Origin of the sequence: Vibrio sp. WZ-1, from assembly GCF_052037695.1 — a bacterium.
Classification (GTDB): domain Bacteria; phylum Pseudomonadota; class Gammaproteobacteria; order Enterobacterales; family Vibrionaceae; genus Vibrio.
Window position 1 is genome coordinate 74,408 of sequence record NZ_JBQEQR010000081.1, and the last position, 18,229, is coordinate 92,636.

The 18,229-nt window shown below is 43.2% G+C and carries 18 protein-coding genes; 7 read left to right on the top strand and 11 right to left on the bottom strand.

What is annotated here, in order from left to right; all coding sequences use genetic code 11:
• Positions 1-60: 60 nt before the first annotated feature.
• Complete coding sequence (locus ACTS60_RS18450; protein ID WP_440889429.1) at positions 61-627, bottom strand: TetR/AcrR family transcriptional regulator; 567 nt, start codon at positions 625-627, stop codon at positions 61-63.
• Between the two features lie 99 nt (positions 628-726).
• Here ACTS60_RS18450 and ACTS60_RS18455 point away from each other — a divergent pair, with 99 nt between their 5' ends.
• Positions 727-1,260, top strand: coding sequence for a dihydrofolate reductase family protein (locus tag ACTS60_RS18455; protein ID WP_440889430.1), 534 nt, complete (start codon positions 727-729; stop codon positions 1,258-1,260).
• Positions 1,261-1,433: 173 nt separating this feature from the next.
• Here the strand turns inward: ACTS60_RS18455 and ACTS60_RS18460 are convergent, their stop codons facing one another.
• Positions 1,434-2,393, bottom strand: a complete 960-nt coding sequence (locus tag ACTS60_RS18460; protein ID WP_052438108.1) for a hypothetical protein — start codon at positions 2,391-2,393, stop codon at positions 1,434-1,436.
• Positions 2,394-2,727: 334 nt separating this feature from the next.
• On the opposite strand from ACTS60_RS18460, the gene ACTS60_RS18465 reads away from it, so the two are divergent.
• The gene (locus tag ACTS60_RS18465) at positions 2,728-4,077 is read left to right on the top strand and encodes a hypothetical protein (protein WP_440889431.1); all 1,350 of its coding nucleotides are present in this window, start codon (positions 2,728-2,730) and stop codon (positions 4,075-4,077) included.
• Between the two features lie 495 nt (positions 4,078-4,572).
• Here ACTS60_RS18465 and ACTS60_RS18470 read toward each other — a convergent pair whose 3' ends face one another.
• Entirely contained in the window at positions 4,573-5,052 is a 480-nt protein-coding gene (locus ACTS60_RS18470; RefSeq protein WP_038884142.1) for a DUF1456 family protein, read from the bottom strand.
• A gap of 650 nt (positions 5,053-5,702) precedes the next feature.
• On the opposite strand from ACTS60_RS18470, the gene ACTS60_RS18475 reads away from it, so the two are divergent.
• The gene (locus tag ACTS60_RS18475; protein ID WP_409387587.1) at positions 5,703-6,041 is read left to right on the top strand and encodes a cytosolic protein; all 339 of its coding nucleotides are present in this window, start codon (positions 5,703-5,705) and stop codon (positions 6,039-6,041) included.
• 833 nt (positions 6,042-6,874) lie between these two features.
• On the opposite strand, the gene ACTS60_RS18480 is transcribed toward ACTS60_RS18475, so the two are convergent.
• The 3 genes from ACTS60_RS18480 to ACTS60_RS18490 form a co-directional block, all read right to left on the bottom strand.
• Positions 6,875-7,075 carry a hypothetical protein gene (locus tag ACTS60_RS18480; protein ID WP_440889432.1) on the bottom strand — a complete coding sequence of 67 codons (201 nt, stop codon included), beginning with the start codon at positions 7,073-7,075 and terminating at the stop codon, positions 6,875-6,877.
• A gap of 117 nt (positions 7,076-7,192) precedes the next feature.
• Entirely contained in the window at positions 7,193-7,405 is a 213-nt protein-coding gene (cspE, locus tag ACTS60_RS18485) for a transcription antiterminator/RNA stability regulator CspE (RefSeq protein ID WP_038886439.1), read from the bottom strand.
• A gap of 440 nt (positions 7,406-7,845) precedes the next feature.
• Complete coding sequence (locus tag ACTS60_RS18490) at positions 7,846-8,565, bottom strand: beta-ketoacyl-ACP reductase (RefSeq protein ID WP_440889433.1); 720 nt, start codon at positions 8,563-8,565, stop codon at positions 7,846-7,848.
• Between the two features lie 440 nt (positions 8,566-9,005).
• Between ACTS60_RS18490 and ACTS60_RS18495 the strand changes: the two genes are divergently transcribed.
• Both ACTS60_RS18495 and ACTS60_RS18500 read left to right on the top strand, forming a co-directional pair.
• Positions 9,006-10,490 (top strand): DUF1800 family protein, encoded by a 1,485-nt coding sequence (locus tag ACTS60_RS18495; protein WP_440889434.1) that lies wholly within the window; start codon positions 9,006-9,008, stop codon positions 10,488-10,490.
• 5 nt (positions 10,491-10,495) lie between these two features.
• Positions 10,496-11,842, top strand: coding sequence for a DUF1501 domain-containing protein (locus tag ACTS60_RS18500; RefSeq protein WP_440889435.1), 1,347 nt, complete (start codon positions 10,496-10,498; stop codon positions 11,840-11,842).
• A gap of 128 nt (positions 11,843-11,970) precedes the next feature.
• Here the strand turns inward: ACTS60_RS18500 and ACTS60_RS18505 are convergent, their stop codons facing one another.
• Genes ACTS60_RS18505 through ACTS60_RS18515 form a run of 3 tightly spaced genes read right to left on the bottom strand, consistent with a single transcriptional unit; the run spans position 11,971 to position 14,839 of the window.
• Positions 11,971-12,777 carry a metal ABC transporter permease gene (locus ACTS60_RS18505; RefSeq protein ID WP_440889436.1) on the bottom strand — a complete coding sequence of 269 codons (807 nt, stop codon included), beginning with the start codon at positions 12,775-12,777 and terminating at the stop codon, positions 11,971-11,973.
• A 3-nt stretch (positions 12,778-12,780) separates the two neighbouring features.
• Positions 12,781-13,707, bottom strand: coding sequence for a metal ABC transporter solute-binding protein, Zn/Mn family (locus ACTS60_RS18510; protein WP_440889604.1), 927 nt, complete (start codon positions 13,705-13,707; stop codon positions 12,781-12,783).
• Entirely contained in the window at positions 13,697-14,839 is a 1,143-nt protein-coding gene (locus ACTS60_RS18515; protein ID WP_440889437.1) for a hypothetical protein, read from the bottom strand. Before ACTS60_RS18515 ends, ACTS60_RS18510 begins: the two co-directional genes overlap by 11 nt.
• 202 nt (positions 14,840-15,041) lie before the next feature.
• Here ACTS60_RS18515 and ACTS60_RS18520 point away from each other — a divergent pair, with 202 nt between their 5' ends.
• Positions 15,042-15,695: a cupin domain-containing protein gene (locus ACTS60_RS18520; protein ID WP_409387594.1), complete on the top strand. Its 654-nt coding sequence runs from the start codon at positions 15,042-15,044 to the stop codon at positions 15,693-15,695.
• Positions 15,696-15,756: 61 nt separating this feature from the next.
• Here ACTS60_RS18520 and ACTS60_RS18525 read toward each other — a convergent pair whose 3' ends face one another.
• A complete protein-coding gene (locus ACTS60_RS18525) occupies positions 15,757-15,996 on the bottom strand; it encodes a YdcH family protein (protein ID WP_010452898.1) in 240 nt (79 codons plus the stop codon).
• A gap of 250 nt (positions 15,997-16,246) precedes the next feature.
• Here ACTS60_RS18525 and ACTS60_RS18530 point away from each other — a divergent pair, with 250 nt between their 5' ends.
• Positions 16,247-17,281 (top strand): DUF4382 domain-containing protein, encoded by a 1,035-nt coding sequence (locus tag ACTS60_RS18530; protein ID WP_440889438.1) that lies wholly within the window; start codon positions 16,247-16,249, stop codon positions 17,279-17,281.
• Between the two features lie 51 nt (positions 17,282-17,332).
• On the opposite strand, the gene ACTS60_RS18535 is transcribed toward ACTS60_RS18530, so the two are convergent.
• Positions 17,333-18,202, bottom strand: coding sequence for an AraC family transcriptional regulator (locus tag ACTS60_RS18535; protein ID WP_440889439.1), 870 nt, complete (start codon positions 18,200-18,202; stop codon positions 17,333-17,335).
• Positions 18,203-18,229: the final 27 nt, after the last annotated feature.

Consider the following 18,229-nt stretch of genomic DNA (forward strand, 5'->3'; position numbering starts at 1 on the left):
GAACCTTTGGTTATGGGAATTTCTTTCACGCTATAAGTAAAAAGTGCACGTTAATGTGAACTAAGTTCGAGATGCCAATAACGAAGAACAGATCAGATTCAATGGCCCATCCATCATCTCTGTTTTGATCAAGCTCGCATCGTGGCAGCAGCTAATCGACAGTGCAAAACCGTGCAAGTAATCCGCCAGCAGATCTAAACTGTCTTTCTCCACTTGCGAAGACAATGCCAAAGGCTGAACAATGATTTGATAACGCTCGGTAAACACTTGAGCAGGGCCATGAGATGTCATGCTCAGCATGGTTTGCAATAACCCGTTGTACTCACGCAGCAGTTCAATGTAGCTAATACACAAATTTTTGAGTTCGCCTTGCCAATCTTCATTCACTTTCGGTTGATAAATTTCCTCCACCAGCGATGTGGTTAACGCTTCAAGCAAGGCATTCTTGTTTTTGAAGTAGTGATAGATCGCCATAGGGTCGACATTTAATTGCGTCGCTAACGAGCGAATGCTTGGTACCTTGCCATCCTTTTTCATCAATGACTTAGCCGTATCTAGGATACTATCTGCGCTTAACTGCGACTGCTTAGCGGCTGGCCTTCCGCGTTTCTTTTCGTTGACAGGCATTTGATCTTCCCGATAAACTCAGAATTATTCTACATTGTAGAATTAATTTTAAACCATACTTTAGCTTGGCTCAAGCATCGCAATTTTGATGAGGTACTCATGGCAAATATCGTATTTATTGCAACCAGTCTGGACGGTTACATCGCAGATAAGCAGGGCAAACTCGACTGGCTACATTCGGTACCAAATCCAGACAACATTGATACAGGCTTCTTCTCACTGATGGAGCGTATTGATGGCTTAGTAATGGGACGCAACACCCTAGATGTCGTGCTGAGCTTTGATTGCGATTGGCCATACAGCAAACCTGTGTTTGTACTCAGCAACACCATGACAGAAGTGCCACAAGGCTACGAAGACAAAGTCTTTCTAGTAAAAGGCGAGCTAAAAGATGTGCTTGCAGACCTGAATGCAAAAGGCTTTAACGAGCTTTACATCGACGGCGGTGTAACGATTCAGAACTTCTTAAAAGAAGATCTTATCGATGAAATGGTGATCACTCGCTTCCCTATCCTACTTGGCGGCGGCGCACCTCTATTTGGTGATTTAGCACAGCCACTAAACTTTAAAGTCACTAAGAGTGAAGTGGTGTTAGATACCTTGGTTCAAACGACTTATGTGCGTGAAAGGTAATCTACCTAGGTATTTTGAACAAAAAAACGCCCTTCATGGAGATATGGAGGGCGTTTTTTATTTACAGTGTTCTAGCTTGGCGAAACTCGTTTTTGGACATAAATGCGTTAGTGCCGTTACTCTAAGGTTTTTATATCAGATTAGAAAAAGTATCTTGAAACCTTAAACGTTTGTTATAGCGCATTTTCGAAGAAACAGGAGAAGCAAATTCCACTTTTGCTATCCTGTAGCTTCCCATCACAACCTAACTCTTCACAGCTACGTTCTAGAAGCTTTCCTTGATAACTACATAGCTTGCACGAATAGTCATCAGAATTAGGTAACCTTTGGTAAGTTTTCGCACACTGATGAATGAACTCGTCATCCCAGAAGTCCATACGGGACACGATATTAGCGCAGCGAGGACAATGATAGGATTTGGACTTCTTGTCATAGTCTAAATATTTCTTGCACGCGGCAGGAGGTAATACATCAATAGTTAAGCGGTAATCAATTAAGAGTGAGTTGATTATGTGCGACTCGTAACTCTCGTCAGATTGGATGCTTTTCATTGAGTTTACTGGCGTATTTTCGAGGTATTTACGCCTTGATTCAAACCAGCATAATGAACCTTGAAAGTAACTATGGGTATATAAAATAAAGTTAACAACTTCCTCTGGAGTTACAGTCAAAGACTTATCAACTGTATGCATCACTTTATTTCTAATTGTTCGTAAGTCATCATTCCATTGAAGAAATTGGTCAGTAAACCGCTCTGGACAAACAGTGTCGTGGACTTTTATTAAATCTTGAGCATCTAAAGTGCGAAATGCAGAAAATTCGATATCCCTTTTGTTACAACCTTTTGGCCATGACTGTGGGTTTCCATAAATGAGCAAATAAGGCGAAACATTTACGATTCGTCCCTTTATGTAAAATTCTACAGCTTGCTGTACTAATGCAGTAGCACTGACTAGTGTCTGCTTTGCTGAAGCCCAATAACGTTTGCTTTCGTTTTCGTGGTCGCTACCATCAATTACACTATATAGAGTTTCAAATTCATGTAAGTGCTCAGTCACCGAATCCCACGAAGCATTAAGAAAGCCATTGGCGGCGCTATAAAAATCATCTTTTGTTGGAAACTCTAAAATCACAAAATACTCCGAAATGTGTTCTGCGCTATAACACTTTATAGACGGAATTTTTCCGTGTTTGCATTCCGTTTATGTTGCTGTCATTCATTATGAAAATCAAATGGTATCAACCTGTTGTGTGAATCTACGGAGGGTTTCGAGGAGAGAACTACGGAGAGTTTCCGTATAAAAGACCAAAGTACGGATTAGATTAATTGGGTCTATTGCAGTACAGGCTTGACGAACAGTTCGTTGGGGTTGTAAAGGTTTGAAGCTGAAATTTCATACATGTAAAAACAATGATTCGCATCTGATACAATACACCCGTTAAACCTACATCTTTGTTGAGGTAATAATGTTAGAGCATCAAGATTTTGTCGATGAGTTTGATGAAGCACTACATGTATGGGCTGCAACTAGAGAATTGCCGCAGTTGATCGAAAACGTCGATGAAGAACTAATATACCAGCTAATTGAAGTCTTATTTTTCATAACTAAACACCATTTTTCTTCGGGTAGAGCGACACAAAGTCCGTTTTCATTCACCGCAAATCAAACGTTAAGCGGCTGGGATACACCTTGTGGTGCACTCGAATGCCGACTATCAAAAATAGACCAAATGCTGAGTTTCTCTGCTCTATATGCAGATGAAGTATACGTTAGAAACCCTTTTGAAGAAATGTATCGTGATTGCAAAAGACAAGGAGTGCTACCCAAAATAAGGCAGGAGCTACTTACTAGTATAAGCATATACTGGGTGTTGCGGCCTTATCTAAAAGTTGGAATTGTTAAATATGCGAATAGCGCTCATGCATTTTGTTCTGAGCACATAGAATCTATAGTCAAACCAGCTAGCGTAAAACTAAGGAAGAATGAAGACTTACTATTTAATGCTCTTGTTAAGCATTATCTTGATAAAATATCTGTTAGCTATGACGAGAGCGAAGATTATGGTTTCTTAACCGTTATCGGACCCGAAAGCCTGATCGAACATAAAAGGAAATATTTACACCTATATGATAATAGCGCCGATTTTTTTCATGACTTTCGTAACCTAGGTTTGCCTTACAAGTTAAGCCCTGATGAAATAAAGAATGATGGTGTCATGGATATTCTCCTTCACCCTTTGGTTGATGACGTCAGCTTCTACAGTTGGCACTCAAAATTTTATAATACAAACCTTCTAACTAACGATGATCTACAAGTAAAGATCTTAAACAGACTCAACGTAAATGCTGTTAATCCAGATATCATTACCAACCAATTCCAGCATACTTTAATAGTGGCGGAAAACACGACACCAGAAACAGTACTATCCCTAAGACACGCGAATGAAGAGCACTTTAACGTCTATAGGGAGCGTACCAAACAATTTCTCAGTGCGGTTAACGGCCTAAAACCTAACGAACAGGAAGAGGCGTATTCTGACCTAGTAAGAAGTGAAATCGCTAATATCGAGCGCAACTTACGCACACATAAAACCAAATACCTATCTAAGGCTAGACAAAATTTAATATTTGGAACAGGTGTACTAACGGTAGGGGCTTATGCCGGGATAATACCTACAGATTTAGCATCTTTTCTTGCCACTATTGGAGGAACTAGTGCTGTAGCTTCTATGTTAACGGATGTGAATCAACAATTTTTGCCAGATTCAGCTGCACAAGATAACGACTTCTACTTCCTATGGAAACTGAGAAAGTAGTTTGAGATAACCTTGTGTTATACGCAATCATTAGTTCAGGTATTGCGAAATCACTCCCAAGTAATTTCCTTCTGCGGTGGGCGGAACTCGTTTTGGGGCAAACTCGTGTTACTAATGGCGTCAGTCGTGACCCTGCTCGCATGACCAAAGTATGGAAAAACTCTATATACGTGGCCAGTTTTAGTGAATCACTACAAGATGTCTAGAATAGCTTTGACCAGAATAGAGGCCCCTAACTGGCTTAAGGTTTTAGCTTGGGTTTATCTTGGGTTTATCTTGGGTTTATCTTGGTAGGATCATAGGGGGCGGTGTGTGTCTTGCTTCTAAAAGCCGACCAGATTTCAGCATGGTTTGATAGGTATCTACTGAAGAAAGACAAGGAGTAGACGTGATTGTGAAGCTCTAATATCGGTCTTTAACATGATAAAAGCGAGTAACCAAATGAAATGGTTCTCGCTTTTTTAATCAATTACCACGTTCGATTCGAGATAAAAATTACCCAGCAAACTCTTCAGAATCGGGACGATTGGTAAACTGCACACCATTTAAGAAGTCGCACAGCAGTTGGTCTTCACACTGTTTGTAGTTTTTGTTGTTTGGCTTGCGGAAATACGCACCAATTTCGTATTTACTTAAACTAATACCAACCACTTCTAATACGTCCAACACATCTTCTGCTTTCATGTCTAGCGCAATGCGCAGCTTCATGAGAATCATGTTGTTGGTCAACGCGACTTCTGGCTTAGGCTGCTCGCCGTCTTTTTTGCCTCGCTTGAGGTTAATAAAACCATTTAAGAATACCGCTAACTCTTGATCCTTCATCTTAACGCTAGATTTGTCGCTTTCATCTTTTAACCAGTTTGCCACTTTATCGTGAGCCACAGTGACTTCGGCCTGCCCGAAAGCTTTCATTATCTGTGCGTTTTTAAGGTTTAACGCGTGTTGGATACGACGTAAAATTTCGTTGTTAGTCACTAGGGATTCCTAAAATAAGTTCTAAGGGTGAATAAAAATCCATCAATTACATACGATCTGTGGGTATCTTTATTCAATAGCGTAGTTGACGGTGACTCTAACAGAGAACACGTTTCTTCGGTAGGTTAAAAAATGGAGGTAAGACGGCCTATTCGAACTAGTTGGCGAAGTTGGTAAGACCCCACTTTCATAGACACTATGCTGATTAGAAGAAATAGTTCAAACCATCTCACTGTGATTTGTAAGGTTGAACGTTACTGGCAAGGAATGGGGTTACTCGTTTTTGCAAGAGTCTCTTGCAAAATTGGGTAGTGTAATTTGTCCAGCAGCCTGTTGACTAAATTATTCTAATGAAGATTTACTGCGCTCATTGTCTCTGCCGACCCAACACTTAAATGCCAAACCGAACCGACTTAGTACATCCATTGGTAAGTTTCTATTAGAGCGTATCGGCTACCTGTCTGACTCATGCTAAATCCCCCAGCGTTAACCTGTTACAGTCAGCTAAGTTTGGGCAGACATGTGTTTCAAGTTGGCCTAGTGAGTGTCCGGAAAATGGAACAGAATTACCGCCTTTAGCAACTAAATTTCTACTACGCTCTACACCTGATAGTGATAGAATCGCCTCATCAGAATTATCGAGAAACTCTATGTTTATCCATCATGTAAACGGCATCGACTGGCTGGTGATTACGGCTTTTGAAGAACTGAAACCTATATTCATCGAAGACGCTGGTGCGATCCCCTCTTGCTTCTCTACCGACAGTGAATTGAACCTGATTGAGCAAGCCAAGCATACTTATGGAGATTTGCCTATACTCAGCGGTGTAATCACCGATACCGGCACTTTTCAAAGCCAAGATAACGAAGAAGATTTGAACCCACAACTTGCGTGCCTAGTTGAGGGACGTGGTCGGGTGTTTATCTATCACGGCGGCTTTGTCGCTTTTGTGGATGATGAGCAAACCTTTATTACCAGAATGGACTGAAAGTAATTTAGTAAGTCGAAATCAGCGAATAGGAGTATCTAGCCGTTTATCCGCAGCGTTTCGTTTAATAACAGGATGTGAATTGAGATCAAAGATTTATTGGACCAAGCGCAGAGTCGAATGACGCTTGATGATGGGTGAGTAGATAACAGCGAAGACTAATACTGACTTGCAATCATTGTTCGTTTGGGGTGTCGTGAATAAATACACAGGATTGATTCGTTTTTCGTAGTAGTCTTTGGCACAGTTTGACCTGTTTGTCTGACAAGGCTTGATCACGGTTGAGTTGATCTAGTAAACCTGAAAGCATGTCTCTGTCCAAGTTGCTCAGCTTTTCACTATGTATGAGGAGTGTCGTGTTAATAAGCTCCGAGAGGTTTCTTGAGCTCACAATCCCCACTCCTTATCCCATTCTTTTTGTGCCTCAATCTCGTCTATTCGTTTGCGGACACCCATTGCCTTCAACTCTTCAGGTTTCGGCTTAGGTAACTTGCTCATATATCATCCTACTTTTAGTGATTTACTGAACTTCGCACCGCGTTCATGCTGGCGATGAAAGCGACAATGATACTACACAAGTCAGAACAGAAATGGACAAAAGAAGTTCAATGGCTTTTTTAAGTTAGATAAACACAGATTGAGGGTGTCTTTTAACATCACTATTTCTGATTATGGTGAACATACTCTTTAAGCTAAACTTGCCGCACAAACTTATAATCAATACCAATATACCACTTAGAAAATTGATGCTAAGTAGGTCATTAAAACCGCTATTCTTAGTAAAATCAGTTTAGATGACCTTATACAGACTAGAGTAAAACCATTTCAATTTATTATTTTTTATTGATGTATCGTTCAGCATTTGCAAAAAGCTTATCGCATAGTTTTTTCTGAGCCATATATTCTGATGAACCTTCAGTCATAGACTCTAGAATTTCTTTCGCTTCTTGATATTCTTTTACCATCGCTGCGAATCGTTCTTCGAAGTTATTTTTCTGTGTTTTCTTGTTTGATTTTCTTACTGGTTTTCTCATTTAACTTCTTACCTTATCGATCCAAAAGCTTATTTTAATTCGTTTTCTAGTCTTCGGAATCCTGATTAAATTTAAAGAAAAAAGGTCTCATCTTCCGAAGAGACCTTTAAAAATTTCTTACACTAAAGTAACGTTGCCCGCCTGAGGGCCTTTGTTACCTTGCTCTACATTAAAAGAAACCTTTTGGCCTTCAGATAATGTTTTGAAGCCTTCATTAACAATTGATTTGAAATGAACGAATAGGTCAGCACCGCCGTTATCAGGGGTGATAAATCCAAAGCCTTTAGATTCGTTAAACCATTTTACTGAACCAGTTGTTTTATTTGACATAATAAATCTCGATACACTAATTGAATTAAAAAGAAAGCTACTAAATAAGGAATGAAGAATAAGGTATCGCAGGATAGATATGTCGAATTTAATCGAAAAAAACTGAGAAGATCTTGAACTAAATAGATTATCAATAGCTCACTGCTTGAGCTGGCGACACTATACACCATGTAAGAATAATAGATATGTATTTCTTTATTAAATTTTATTTCCCATTAAATCAATCACTTAAAAAGTGTAAATGTAAAGTTGAATCTCTTAAGTTCAAATTGAGGGTATTATTCGTACAATTGTTACAAACTAATATTCGATACGGGGACAGTACCTGTTTCTAACTCCTGATGGAGCAACAGCATGCCCAAAACCCAATAACGCTGTCTCACAAAAAATGCCCTTCACACAGATGAAGGGCGTTTGTTATTTGAGGTTTAGTTCGTCGGCTAAAGCACTAAGCCACCATCAATCTTGAGTACTTGGCCTGTGATGTAGGCGCTCTTGTCGGAGGTTAAGAAGGAGACGCCATTAGCAATGTCTTGCACTGAGCCCATTCGGCCCAATGGGGTTTTACCCTCCATCATTTGAATCACTTTTTCTGGCAGGTTCTTGGTCATGTCGGTGGCGATAAAGCCTGGCGCAACACAGTTGACGCGGATCTGTGCGCCCTTTCTTGATAGCTCTTTCGCCCAACCTTTGCTCATCGAGATTACGCCGCCTTTACTTGCGCCGTAGTTACTCTGGCCGATGTTGCCATCCGTACCCACGATAGAAGAAATGCTGACAATGCTACCTGCGCCCTGCTCTAACATCACAGGAGCAACGCGTTGAGTGAGTAAGAACACCGCTTTTAAGTTCACATCAATTACGCTGTCCCAATCTTGCTCTAACATGTCTGGCAACAGTGCATCGCGAGTGATGCCTGCATTGTTAACCAACGCATCGATTCTTCCATGCTGCTCTACAATACTGTCTACCACTTCACTAACGGCCGCGGCATCGCACAAGTTGACTTGATAACTGCTTAACTGCGCCGACTGTCTCCATTCCACAGGCGATATGTCTAGCCCGACAACGTGGAATCCATCCTCCAGTAATTGCTCACAAATAGCTTGGCCAATACCACGCGCCGCACCAGTGACTACTGCTACTTTTTCCGGTTTCATCTTGGTCTTCCTTAAATGTTGAGATTACAAATTCGCTTTAATCCCTAGCGTTTGTTGTTTTTATGCATAGTCGCGTTACAGCTGTGCTTCTCGTACGCAGGGTCTTTCATATCTTATAAAAACTATAGAAACAGTCTGGGAGTCGGATGTGAACTAATCAAGACAACTTGATGATGGTTTGCCAAATAGCACGTTTGTGTCACCGTTCTGGTTATGTTTCTCAGTCAATTCATAACTCGAACGTGGATTTACTTTCCTTTCTTTAAAAGCTCACCGGACTAATTCCTATATTGTGCAGCAAAGTCACAGTAAACCTATCGGTATTACATTTTTGTTATCAACATTCTGGATTACGATTTTAAAGATACAGCGTGTTTTTAAACAGGACGTAAGAAAACACACCGTACCTGACAATGATAAGAATACCTACGGGAGATAAAATGAATCAGGCTTACATAGATGCAGCAAGAACGCTGCAACAATGCACGTTCGGGCCATCCCAACGTGACATTAATGACCTTGTTCAATCAGGAAGCATTGAAAACTGGGTTGCTCAACAAACGCTTATTCCCCCCTCTTCTTGGCTCACTCACTTTGAGCAAGATGAACTCAACGTACCCGACTTAGGCCAAGGCTTGTATTACGCGAGCAGTTGGACGCGTATGACGGTGGAAGGAAAAGACATTCTGCGCCAACGCATTGCTTACACGCTTTCTCAGCTGTTTGTGGTCAGTGTGAAGGACCCTGCGTTTAGTGCCGCGTCTAAGCGCCGTTACATGTGCAATTACTTCGATGGACTGCTCGATAATGCCTTCGCTAACTTCCGTGATGTGATTCGTTTTGTATCGAAATCCCCAATCATGGGTGAGTACCTAACCTTCGTGAACAACGTTTCTAATGAGCTCACGGCGCCAGATGAAAACTACGCACGAGAGCTGCTTCAGCTTTTTACTCTTGGGCCAGTCAAATTGCAGAACAACGGTGATGTCCGTTTGGATGCAGAAGGTAATGAAATCGCGACCTATACCCAAGAAGACATCGAAGAATTAGCGCGCGTATTTACTGGTTGGAAGTTCATCGATATTCGCGGTAACGACAAATATAGCCAACCGATGGAGCCTCGTGGTGAACACGATATGGGCGAGAAGCACATTCTTGGTAAAACCTTCCCTGCCGGTGTGGGTGCAGAAGCCGAACTGGAAGCGGTCATTGAGCATTTGATGAATCAAAGTACTCTGTATACTTTTGTGACCAAGTTCTTCATCAACAAGCTTGTAACTAGCAACCCTAGAGCGGGTTATATTCGTCGTGTCCGTCGTGCATTCAAGCGCTCAGATGGTGACATGCAAACCTTGATTATTGCAATTTTGACCGACAAAGATGCCCTTCGCTCCGGTAATTCTGTGGGTAAATTGCGTGACCCACTTTCTGTGTTTACTCATGCTATGCGTGCTCTGCAAGTCAAACGACGCGATGGTGTGATAATGTGGCCAAAACAGTTCAACTGGTATAATCGCACCTTACCCCTGTCAGCCCCATCGGTGTTCTATTACTACCAACCTGATGATGCGCCAAACCATCCTAATTTTACTGGTTTGGTTGCGCCAGAATTCAATGTGTATCAATGGCACGACATCTATCAATACGGGATTCAGTTCCGTGAGCTTGTTGCTCGTTTTGAGGAAGAAGCCAAAGATTGGTACATGGATGAAAAACTGTTCACCCTATACCTTGCATTCGATGATGAAGGTGTCGTGGATTACCTTAACCAACACTTGTTTGCTTACCAAATGAGTGAGCAAGCGCGCCAATGCTATCTCGATTACCTCGCTCTGTGCCCAAGTCGTCAATCTAAATGGCGCAAGGAGATTAAGAATCTCGTTATGAACGCACTGCTTTCACCAGAATTCATCACACAGGGGTAATCATCATGAACTTAACTCGACGTCGATTTTTACAAGCAAGTTCCGCTGGTGTGGGGATCTCTGCGCTTAACCTTACTGCGTTTCCTGCTTTTGCTGACTCATTTAACCAATGCCAAAGCGGTTATCGTGCCGTGGTCGGTATTGACCTTGCTGGCGGCAATGATGGCTACAACATGCTGATCCCGACGGCTTCTAATGCCAACAGCCAGTATCGCGCGCTGCGTGGCAATTTGGCTTTGGATGAAACCAGTTGTATCTACTTAGACGCAGTCAACGATGCTGCTAAGTTGGCACTCAACCCCGCTATGGCGGCCCTTAAGCCCTATTGGGACAGCTCGAACCTAGTGCCTGTGATTAACCTAGGTCCGTTGACACAACGCGTGAACAACATGCTTTATGACGAAAGTACGCGCCCGGCTCACCTGTTCAGCCACTCACATCAATCCACCATGGTTCAATCCCATGCCACCAAGTCACTATCAAAAGATGGCTTCGGTGCAAAAACATCCACTGAACTAGGCTCGATGCTACGTAACTTAAACGACTTGTCACCCATGTTTGATATTGGTGGTACACAAGTTTGGACCAACTGTATTGAGGCACAATCTAACTCGGTGGGATCTAAACCACCAAGCGATATCTTCAATGATCAGCGCTCAAGAGATCTGTTTGATCGGCTGCAAAGCGGGGGCAACTACGGTAACGTTTTTCAGTCTCATTATGCTGGCGTCGCGGTGGATTCAACCAGAATGTATGAGCAGTTCAGTGCAATTCTAAATTCAGAGATCGCCGATGTCTTCCCTGAGACCCGAATTGGTCAACAATTGAAAGCGGTGTTTAAGCTGATTCTACACAAAGATCAGTTCCAACATCCTGCTCAGTACTTCAGTTGCAAGTTGGGCGGATTCGATACCCACTCTGCACAGATCAGCCGCCAAACTGGCCTATTGAAAGAGTTGGCAGAAGCGATGGCGGCATTTCAATTAGCTTTAGAGAATCACAGCTTATTTGATCAAGTCACGACCTTCACCCATTCAGAGTTTGGCCGAACCCTAATCCCAAATGGCACCGATGGCACTGACCACGGTTGGGCAAGCCATGCATTAGTGATGGGTGGCAGTGTGGCAGGAAAAGCGATTGTAGGTGAGTACCCAGATTTATCTGACGAGAGCCCTTATCTACTCTCCCGTGGGCGAGTGATTCCAACCATATCTTCAGACCAACTTCATGCGAGCTTAATGGCGTGGTTAGGACTGTCTGAAATAGGGATAAACCAATTATTCCCTGCGCTGGATAACACTTTGACAGATTCCATCAAGCCTCAGACGCTCCCTATCTTCAAACCTTGCTAAGATAGCAAGAAGTAGAGTAATTCGGGTTTTAGAGCTGAGTTATCAGGCAATCAAGTAACGCATCATGCAGTTACTAATAAGAAAAAGCAGTGCTAAACAAAAGGCTCCGTTAACGCGGAGCCTTTTTATCATTGTGCGATTTCTTCTCGCTCTTCACACTCAGATTGCGCTTTTTGCAACCAAGGCTGAAGCAAGAGATTAAACAACATACCCGCGATAAACAGGGTGATCACGATACTCGCCCCACTTGGTAAGTCGTAACGAGCCGATGCTGCAATGCCAGATATGATCCCAACCATACCGATGCTGATACTGGCGACAAAGAAACGAGTTCCCTTTAATGCAGCCGCACATAAAGCTGGAATCACCAACAAGGCAAACTCCAAATAGATACCAGTTAACTTGACCGTAATAGGCATCAAGATAGCAAAGATCAGATAGAAACCACTGCCCAGCATAAACGCAGGTTTTAACCATACCAACAGCAACATCGCAGCGGTAATCAATGCCAAAGGCCAAACGTCAGCCCAAGTCGCCCATAACAGCTGCCCATTAAGGATACCTTGAATAAAGTCTCCGCCATGCGGGTCTTTGCTCACCAGCAGTATCGCCAGCGATGCAGACACCACAAACAAGCTACCTATCATGGGTTCCAAATGCTGTTGGTATCGTTTCTCCATCAAAGCAATCAGTCCACAAAGCATCAAAGACATCACCCAAGGGCCAATCATTTCACCAAAGAATGAACCTGAGAACAGCGCGTATTGGCTCAACCAATAATGACTTAGTGCAGCCCCCAATGCCGCGACTTGCGCCACCGCCAAATCAATAAAGATGATCTGACGATTAAGAACTTGCTGCCCCAGTACGATGTTGCCGACTAACGCAATTAAACCACACAACACCGCAGGTAAAAGCCATGCATAATCTGCCATGGCTTAGATCTTCACTGGTACAGGCTGCACTAACACATCCAGTAAATCGCCAATGACTTGATCGTACATTTCATCCAAGCTCTCCCCCTTAGAAACGGTCAATGGCAGTTGAATCACAGGCTTGTTAGTGTGCTGCTGCAACCAGTTCGCAGGGCGCTGATCCTGATGAGATGAGTAAACAATCGCATCAAAGCTGTCGGCATTTAACTTGGTGAGTGATTGCAGGTGAGATGTGGTCGGTGAAATGCCCGGTTTAGGTTCGAGATCGGCAATCTGCTTCATTCCGAGCCAATCGTACAAGTAACGATACGTCGCGTGATAGCCGACAACTTGCTTACCTTTCAAAACAGCAGCTTTCTCATTCCATTCATCGAGCTTTTTACGCCAATGAGCGCGGAACTTCATGCCATTAAATTGGTACGTGTGGGCGTTGTCTGGATCGATGGTTTTCAATCGCTCAGTGATCGCACGTGAGAGCGGAATCATATCGTTAGCTGCAAATTGGACGTGTGGATTACCGTGAGCGTGTATATCTCCCATGCTACGGTCAACGTGATCATAAGTATCTAGCATGCGCACGAAATCCGTCGCATAGATCATGCTCGGCGCACCATTTTGCACCGCTGCATTGCTGCTACGAACTTGCAGCATCGGTAACCACCCGACTTCTAATTCTGCCCCCGAGCACATAGCCATGTTCGCTTGGCGCATCTTGGCAATCAATGAAGGGCGAGCTTGTACGTAATGTGGGTCTTGCTTAGCCGTTGTCGCTGAATAAATGCTGGCGTCTGGCGCATGGCTTTCCAGAAAGGCTTTCCATTCTGGCTCACAAACGAAGATGTTGAGAGCCAAAGCAGGTGAAGCAATGATGGCAGCCCCCGCCGCCATCATTGCTAAACTGCATTTTCTTAACGTCAGCTTAGAACGCATGTGCACCGTGCGCTCCAAACGTCATCACGTATTGCAGTGTGAATACGTTGTCTGTTTCGCTGTCTTGGTTATCAATACGAGAGTATTGCGCACGGATAGTACCGAAGTGAGACGAATCCCATGCGATCATCGCATCCATCTCTTTATCGTTTAGTGCCGTGAAATGCATGTGGTCACCGTGTGCGTGGCCGTCGTAGCTTTCTGCTTCACCGTAACGCAGGCCTGCTGACCAGCTTGGATTAAAGCGGTAAACACCCGATACGTAGTATGCGGTAAGGTTGTCTGGAGATTCCGCGTCATCTTTGAACTTGCTGTCTACCACACCGTCAAGCAACATGTATTCTGCAGATAGCGTGAAGTTGCTGTACTTGTAGTTACCATCTGGTGCCCATTTCCATACAAAGTCAGCGCCGTAAAGGTTCTCACCCGTTATTGCTGCTGCATGGCTATGGTCGTGACCATGCTCTTCTTCATGACCGTGGTCGTGATCTTCGAACTCTTTCACTTTACCATTTTTGTTGTACAAGTAGCTCAAGCCAAACTGCCAACTAGATGATTCAGAGAAATCACTACCTAGCTTCAGCGTCGTCGTGTAAACGCCAACTTCAGAGCCATCTTCAACTGAAGACATCTTGCTACCGCTTAGCGCCTCAGCACCAAACTTTACGTATAGATCCGTTGGCAACACGATGTTTGCGCGAACACCATCATCGTAATAATGCGAACCTAGGAACGTGCGGTAAGCGATTGGGCGCTCAACAAAGCTGTCGGTATGCATGTGTTGATTATTCAGGTAACCAAAGTCAGACAGGAATCGACCAGCACGCACATTCAAACCGTAAGGAAGTGCGAGTGTTTCGATGAATGCTTCTTCTAAAACAAACTCTGTCTCATCACCATGGCTTTCTAGTACTGCCGTCAGTGCACCATGAAACTTGTCATCAATGTTTGCTGACATATTTAATTCAGTATGGCCAAGACCAAAACCCTCTTCGCGCTCTGAGTTATGACGCTGACCATCTTGATAGTAACCGTCTAGTACCACTCCAATCTGAGGATTCGAAAGTGTATCTGCAAACACTGGGGAGACAAACAAACTACCAACCGCTAGAGAGACCAATTTTTTATTCACTGCATTTTCCTTGTTTATTGTTATGTTATAACGTTTAGATTTTCGCAATGTTATAATATAACAATTCGTATTCAACAAGGAGAATGTAAGAAAATGTAACAGAAAAATACATTTCCTCTTGTGAAAGCGTTATCTACAATTCATTCAATATCATTATGAATCCCACTTGGACTCACTCTTCATAATCACTCGGTATTTCAATATGTTAAATATGGACTTTTCAAAAAGACTGGTTATCAGAGCCTCTGATCAAGATTGGGTAGCCAGCCCTGCGGCGGGTGTATGGCGCAAACCATTAGAGCGAGAGGCGAAAGAGTCAGGGCATACCACCAGCTTGGTGAAGTACGAACCAAACTCGAAGTTTGCTACGCACCCTCACCCATGTGGAGAGGAGATATTGGTACTTGAGGGCGTATTTTCTGACGAGTATGGGGACTATCCGGCAGGTACTTACCTACGTAACCCTCCAGGAAGTAAACACGCACCTTTTAGCAAGAAAGGCTGCGTGCTCTTAGTAAAACTGAACCAGTTTGATCCCAACGATCTCGAAACGGTGCGTATTAATACCAGTCAAGCTGAATGGTTGCCGGGGATTGGTGGACTGCAAGTCATGCCACTGCACAACTTTGAGCACGAGCACGTTGCATTGGTAAAGTGGCCAAAAGGTGAAAAGTTTCAACCACACCGTCATTTTGGTGGCGAGGAGATCCTCGTACTATCCGGGGAGTTCAATGATGAGTTTGGTAATTATCCAAAACACACGTGGCTGCGCAGCCCACATATGAGTGAGCACTTTCCTTTTGTTATTCAAGAAACGGTTATCTGGGTAAAAACTGGACATCTACCCGTTGGTTAAAACTCAGAAACACAAACGGCCCGAATGTTCGAGCCGCCATTAATGCAGTACTAGGTTATCACTACACGCTCATAATTTTTGAGTAAAGCCAATCTTTCAGCTCTGAACGGTTGTGTTTGAGTGTGTTCATTTGATGATCGTCAATAGGGTTCCCTTGCAATTCGAGTTCTCGGATTTCCTTATCAAGCGTATTGTAATTTTTAGCATTTTCAGCGAAGTCAGCGTCATTCGCCGTAAGTTGAGTGATTGTATCCAAATGTTCCGGAAATTCATGAGTTAGTGAGTGATTTTCGCCTAACATAAAGACCTCTTTGGCTGAGCGTATTTTTGTTAAAGAAGCTGCTCATTTATTGAGCAACGCTTATTCATAACCATAGCATTTCATCCGCCATCAAATCGTCGACTTGAGCACATTTTTACTTAACTCGTTCAAACGACATATTCTCATTCTTAATACTGACATTGTCTTGCAATAACCTAGCAATTAAAGCGCTGTTTATTGCTAAATTTCAGCTACATTTAATAAGTTTTGTATTAAAAAGGAAATACAAATGAACACTTTTAAAATTAGCCTGGTCAGCGCAGCTGTGGTATTTGCACTGACAGGATGTAACTCAGATAGCAGTTCAGTTAGCGCAACTACTCCCGTTACCCTTTCAGTATCAGATGCGCCCATAGATGATGTTTCTGAAGTCGTAGTAACCTACAGCAAAGTGGCGTTTCTTCCTGTTGGTGAGGGCGAGCCTCAAATCTTCAACGTCTACAAAACTGATGAAGATGGCAACTACGCTGATGAAGAAGGTAATCTTCTTCCGGACGGAGAAGATCCGCTGCCATTGAGTGTGAACTTATTAGACTTCCAAGGCAGTGATGCTCAGGAGCTCGTTGATAACGAAGTGATCCCTACTGGTAACTACCAACTGTGTGTTTTTGCAAACGACGGTGACCACCCTGAATACCCATCTTACGTCGTTGAAGAAGGCACAGGAAACCAAATGCCATTAACGGTAAAGGGTAACGGTAAGTGCCCACAAGGTGTCAGCGATGAGCCTAATTCTGGCGTACTCTTTTTCAATAACCAATTTGCAGTCAATCCAGACAACAACGATTACGTGGTGGAGTTCGATTTACGTCGAGGCTTAAAAGATGCAACGGGTAAAGACGAAGGTTATACAATTCAAAGAACGTCAATCAGCCTAATCAACACGATTACGACTGGTAACCTCGGTGGCAATGTTGATATTAATACTTATGATAACTGTATGTCGGATACCCCTTCAGGAAATGATTACGCCCACGCTGTATATCTTTACGAAGGTGATATTGCGCAAGCAGACATGGGGTCTTTTGCCCCAAGTGAGTCTCAAGCCCCTATCGCTTCTGCGAATGTGACCACAGAAGATGAAGGTGCCACTTATCAATATGAGTTTGGTTATGTAGAACCTGGCACTTACTCGATTGGTTACACCTGTACCGCTAACGATGACTCAGAAGAAGGCATTGTGGATGGTGAAACATTCAGTATCTATACATCCGAAAGTGGGTTAAATGTTACTGAAGGTAGCGATACTAACGCTGACCTATAAAGCAGCTATCCTCAAACAGCAAAGCCAGCAATATGGCTTTGCTGTTCCTCGTCAGAAAAAACTGATCGGTAAATAAAAATCTAACTCGAATGCTTCTTCGTGATTCAGAAAATGATTTTTATGATAATGCACATACGCCGGTGTTGAGCGCTGCTTAAAGCCCGAATCTGGCAACCATTTCTCTAGCACCATACTGATTTGCGGTAGTAACTCACCGTACACGCCTGTTAAGCGAAATACCGCATGTAAACCTCCAGGAATGATCATCTGGTTCACAACACCGCGATACTTAAGGGGTTTATCAATCGCCATGCATGCTACGTAGCGGCACTTATCGAGCTCTACCCACGCCGGGTTAGAATGATGCAAGCCGTATTGAGTAGAAAAGTCTCGATTCTCTGAGTTCGCCCACGCCTTTAGTACCAACCATGCATTACGGATGGAACGGTTATAACCTTCATGACGGACATAAGCAGCAAAGCGTTGTGGCACTTCGGTGATCTTTGGTTCAGGCAAAGCACGCTTCGCCACTCGATGGTAACCCGCCGCCACTTCTGGGTCTTTAAGATACGGCTTTTCCGCGACATGCAAATCATGTTTACGCCAAGCTCCGGGGGACAGTTCAAATGTTGCTTTAAAAGCACGACTGAATGAAGACACCGAACTGAAACCACACTTGTTAGCGATATCCAGCACAGATGACTTAGTATCGAACATTAACTGGTTTGCTGCGTACTCCATGCGCGTACGACGTATGTATTGATGAATGGACTCCCCCACCACCTCTTTAAAAATACGGTGGAAATGCTGTTCAGAATACGCCGCTACCTCAGCCAGCTCTTTAGCGGATAACTCTCTACTAATGTCTTGGTGAATGTAGAACAGTACGTCATTGATTCTGGAAACCTGTTGCTGACTCATAAGTTTGCATTTCACTCAAATAGCATA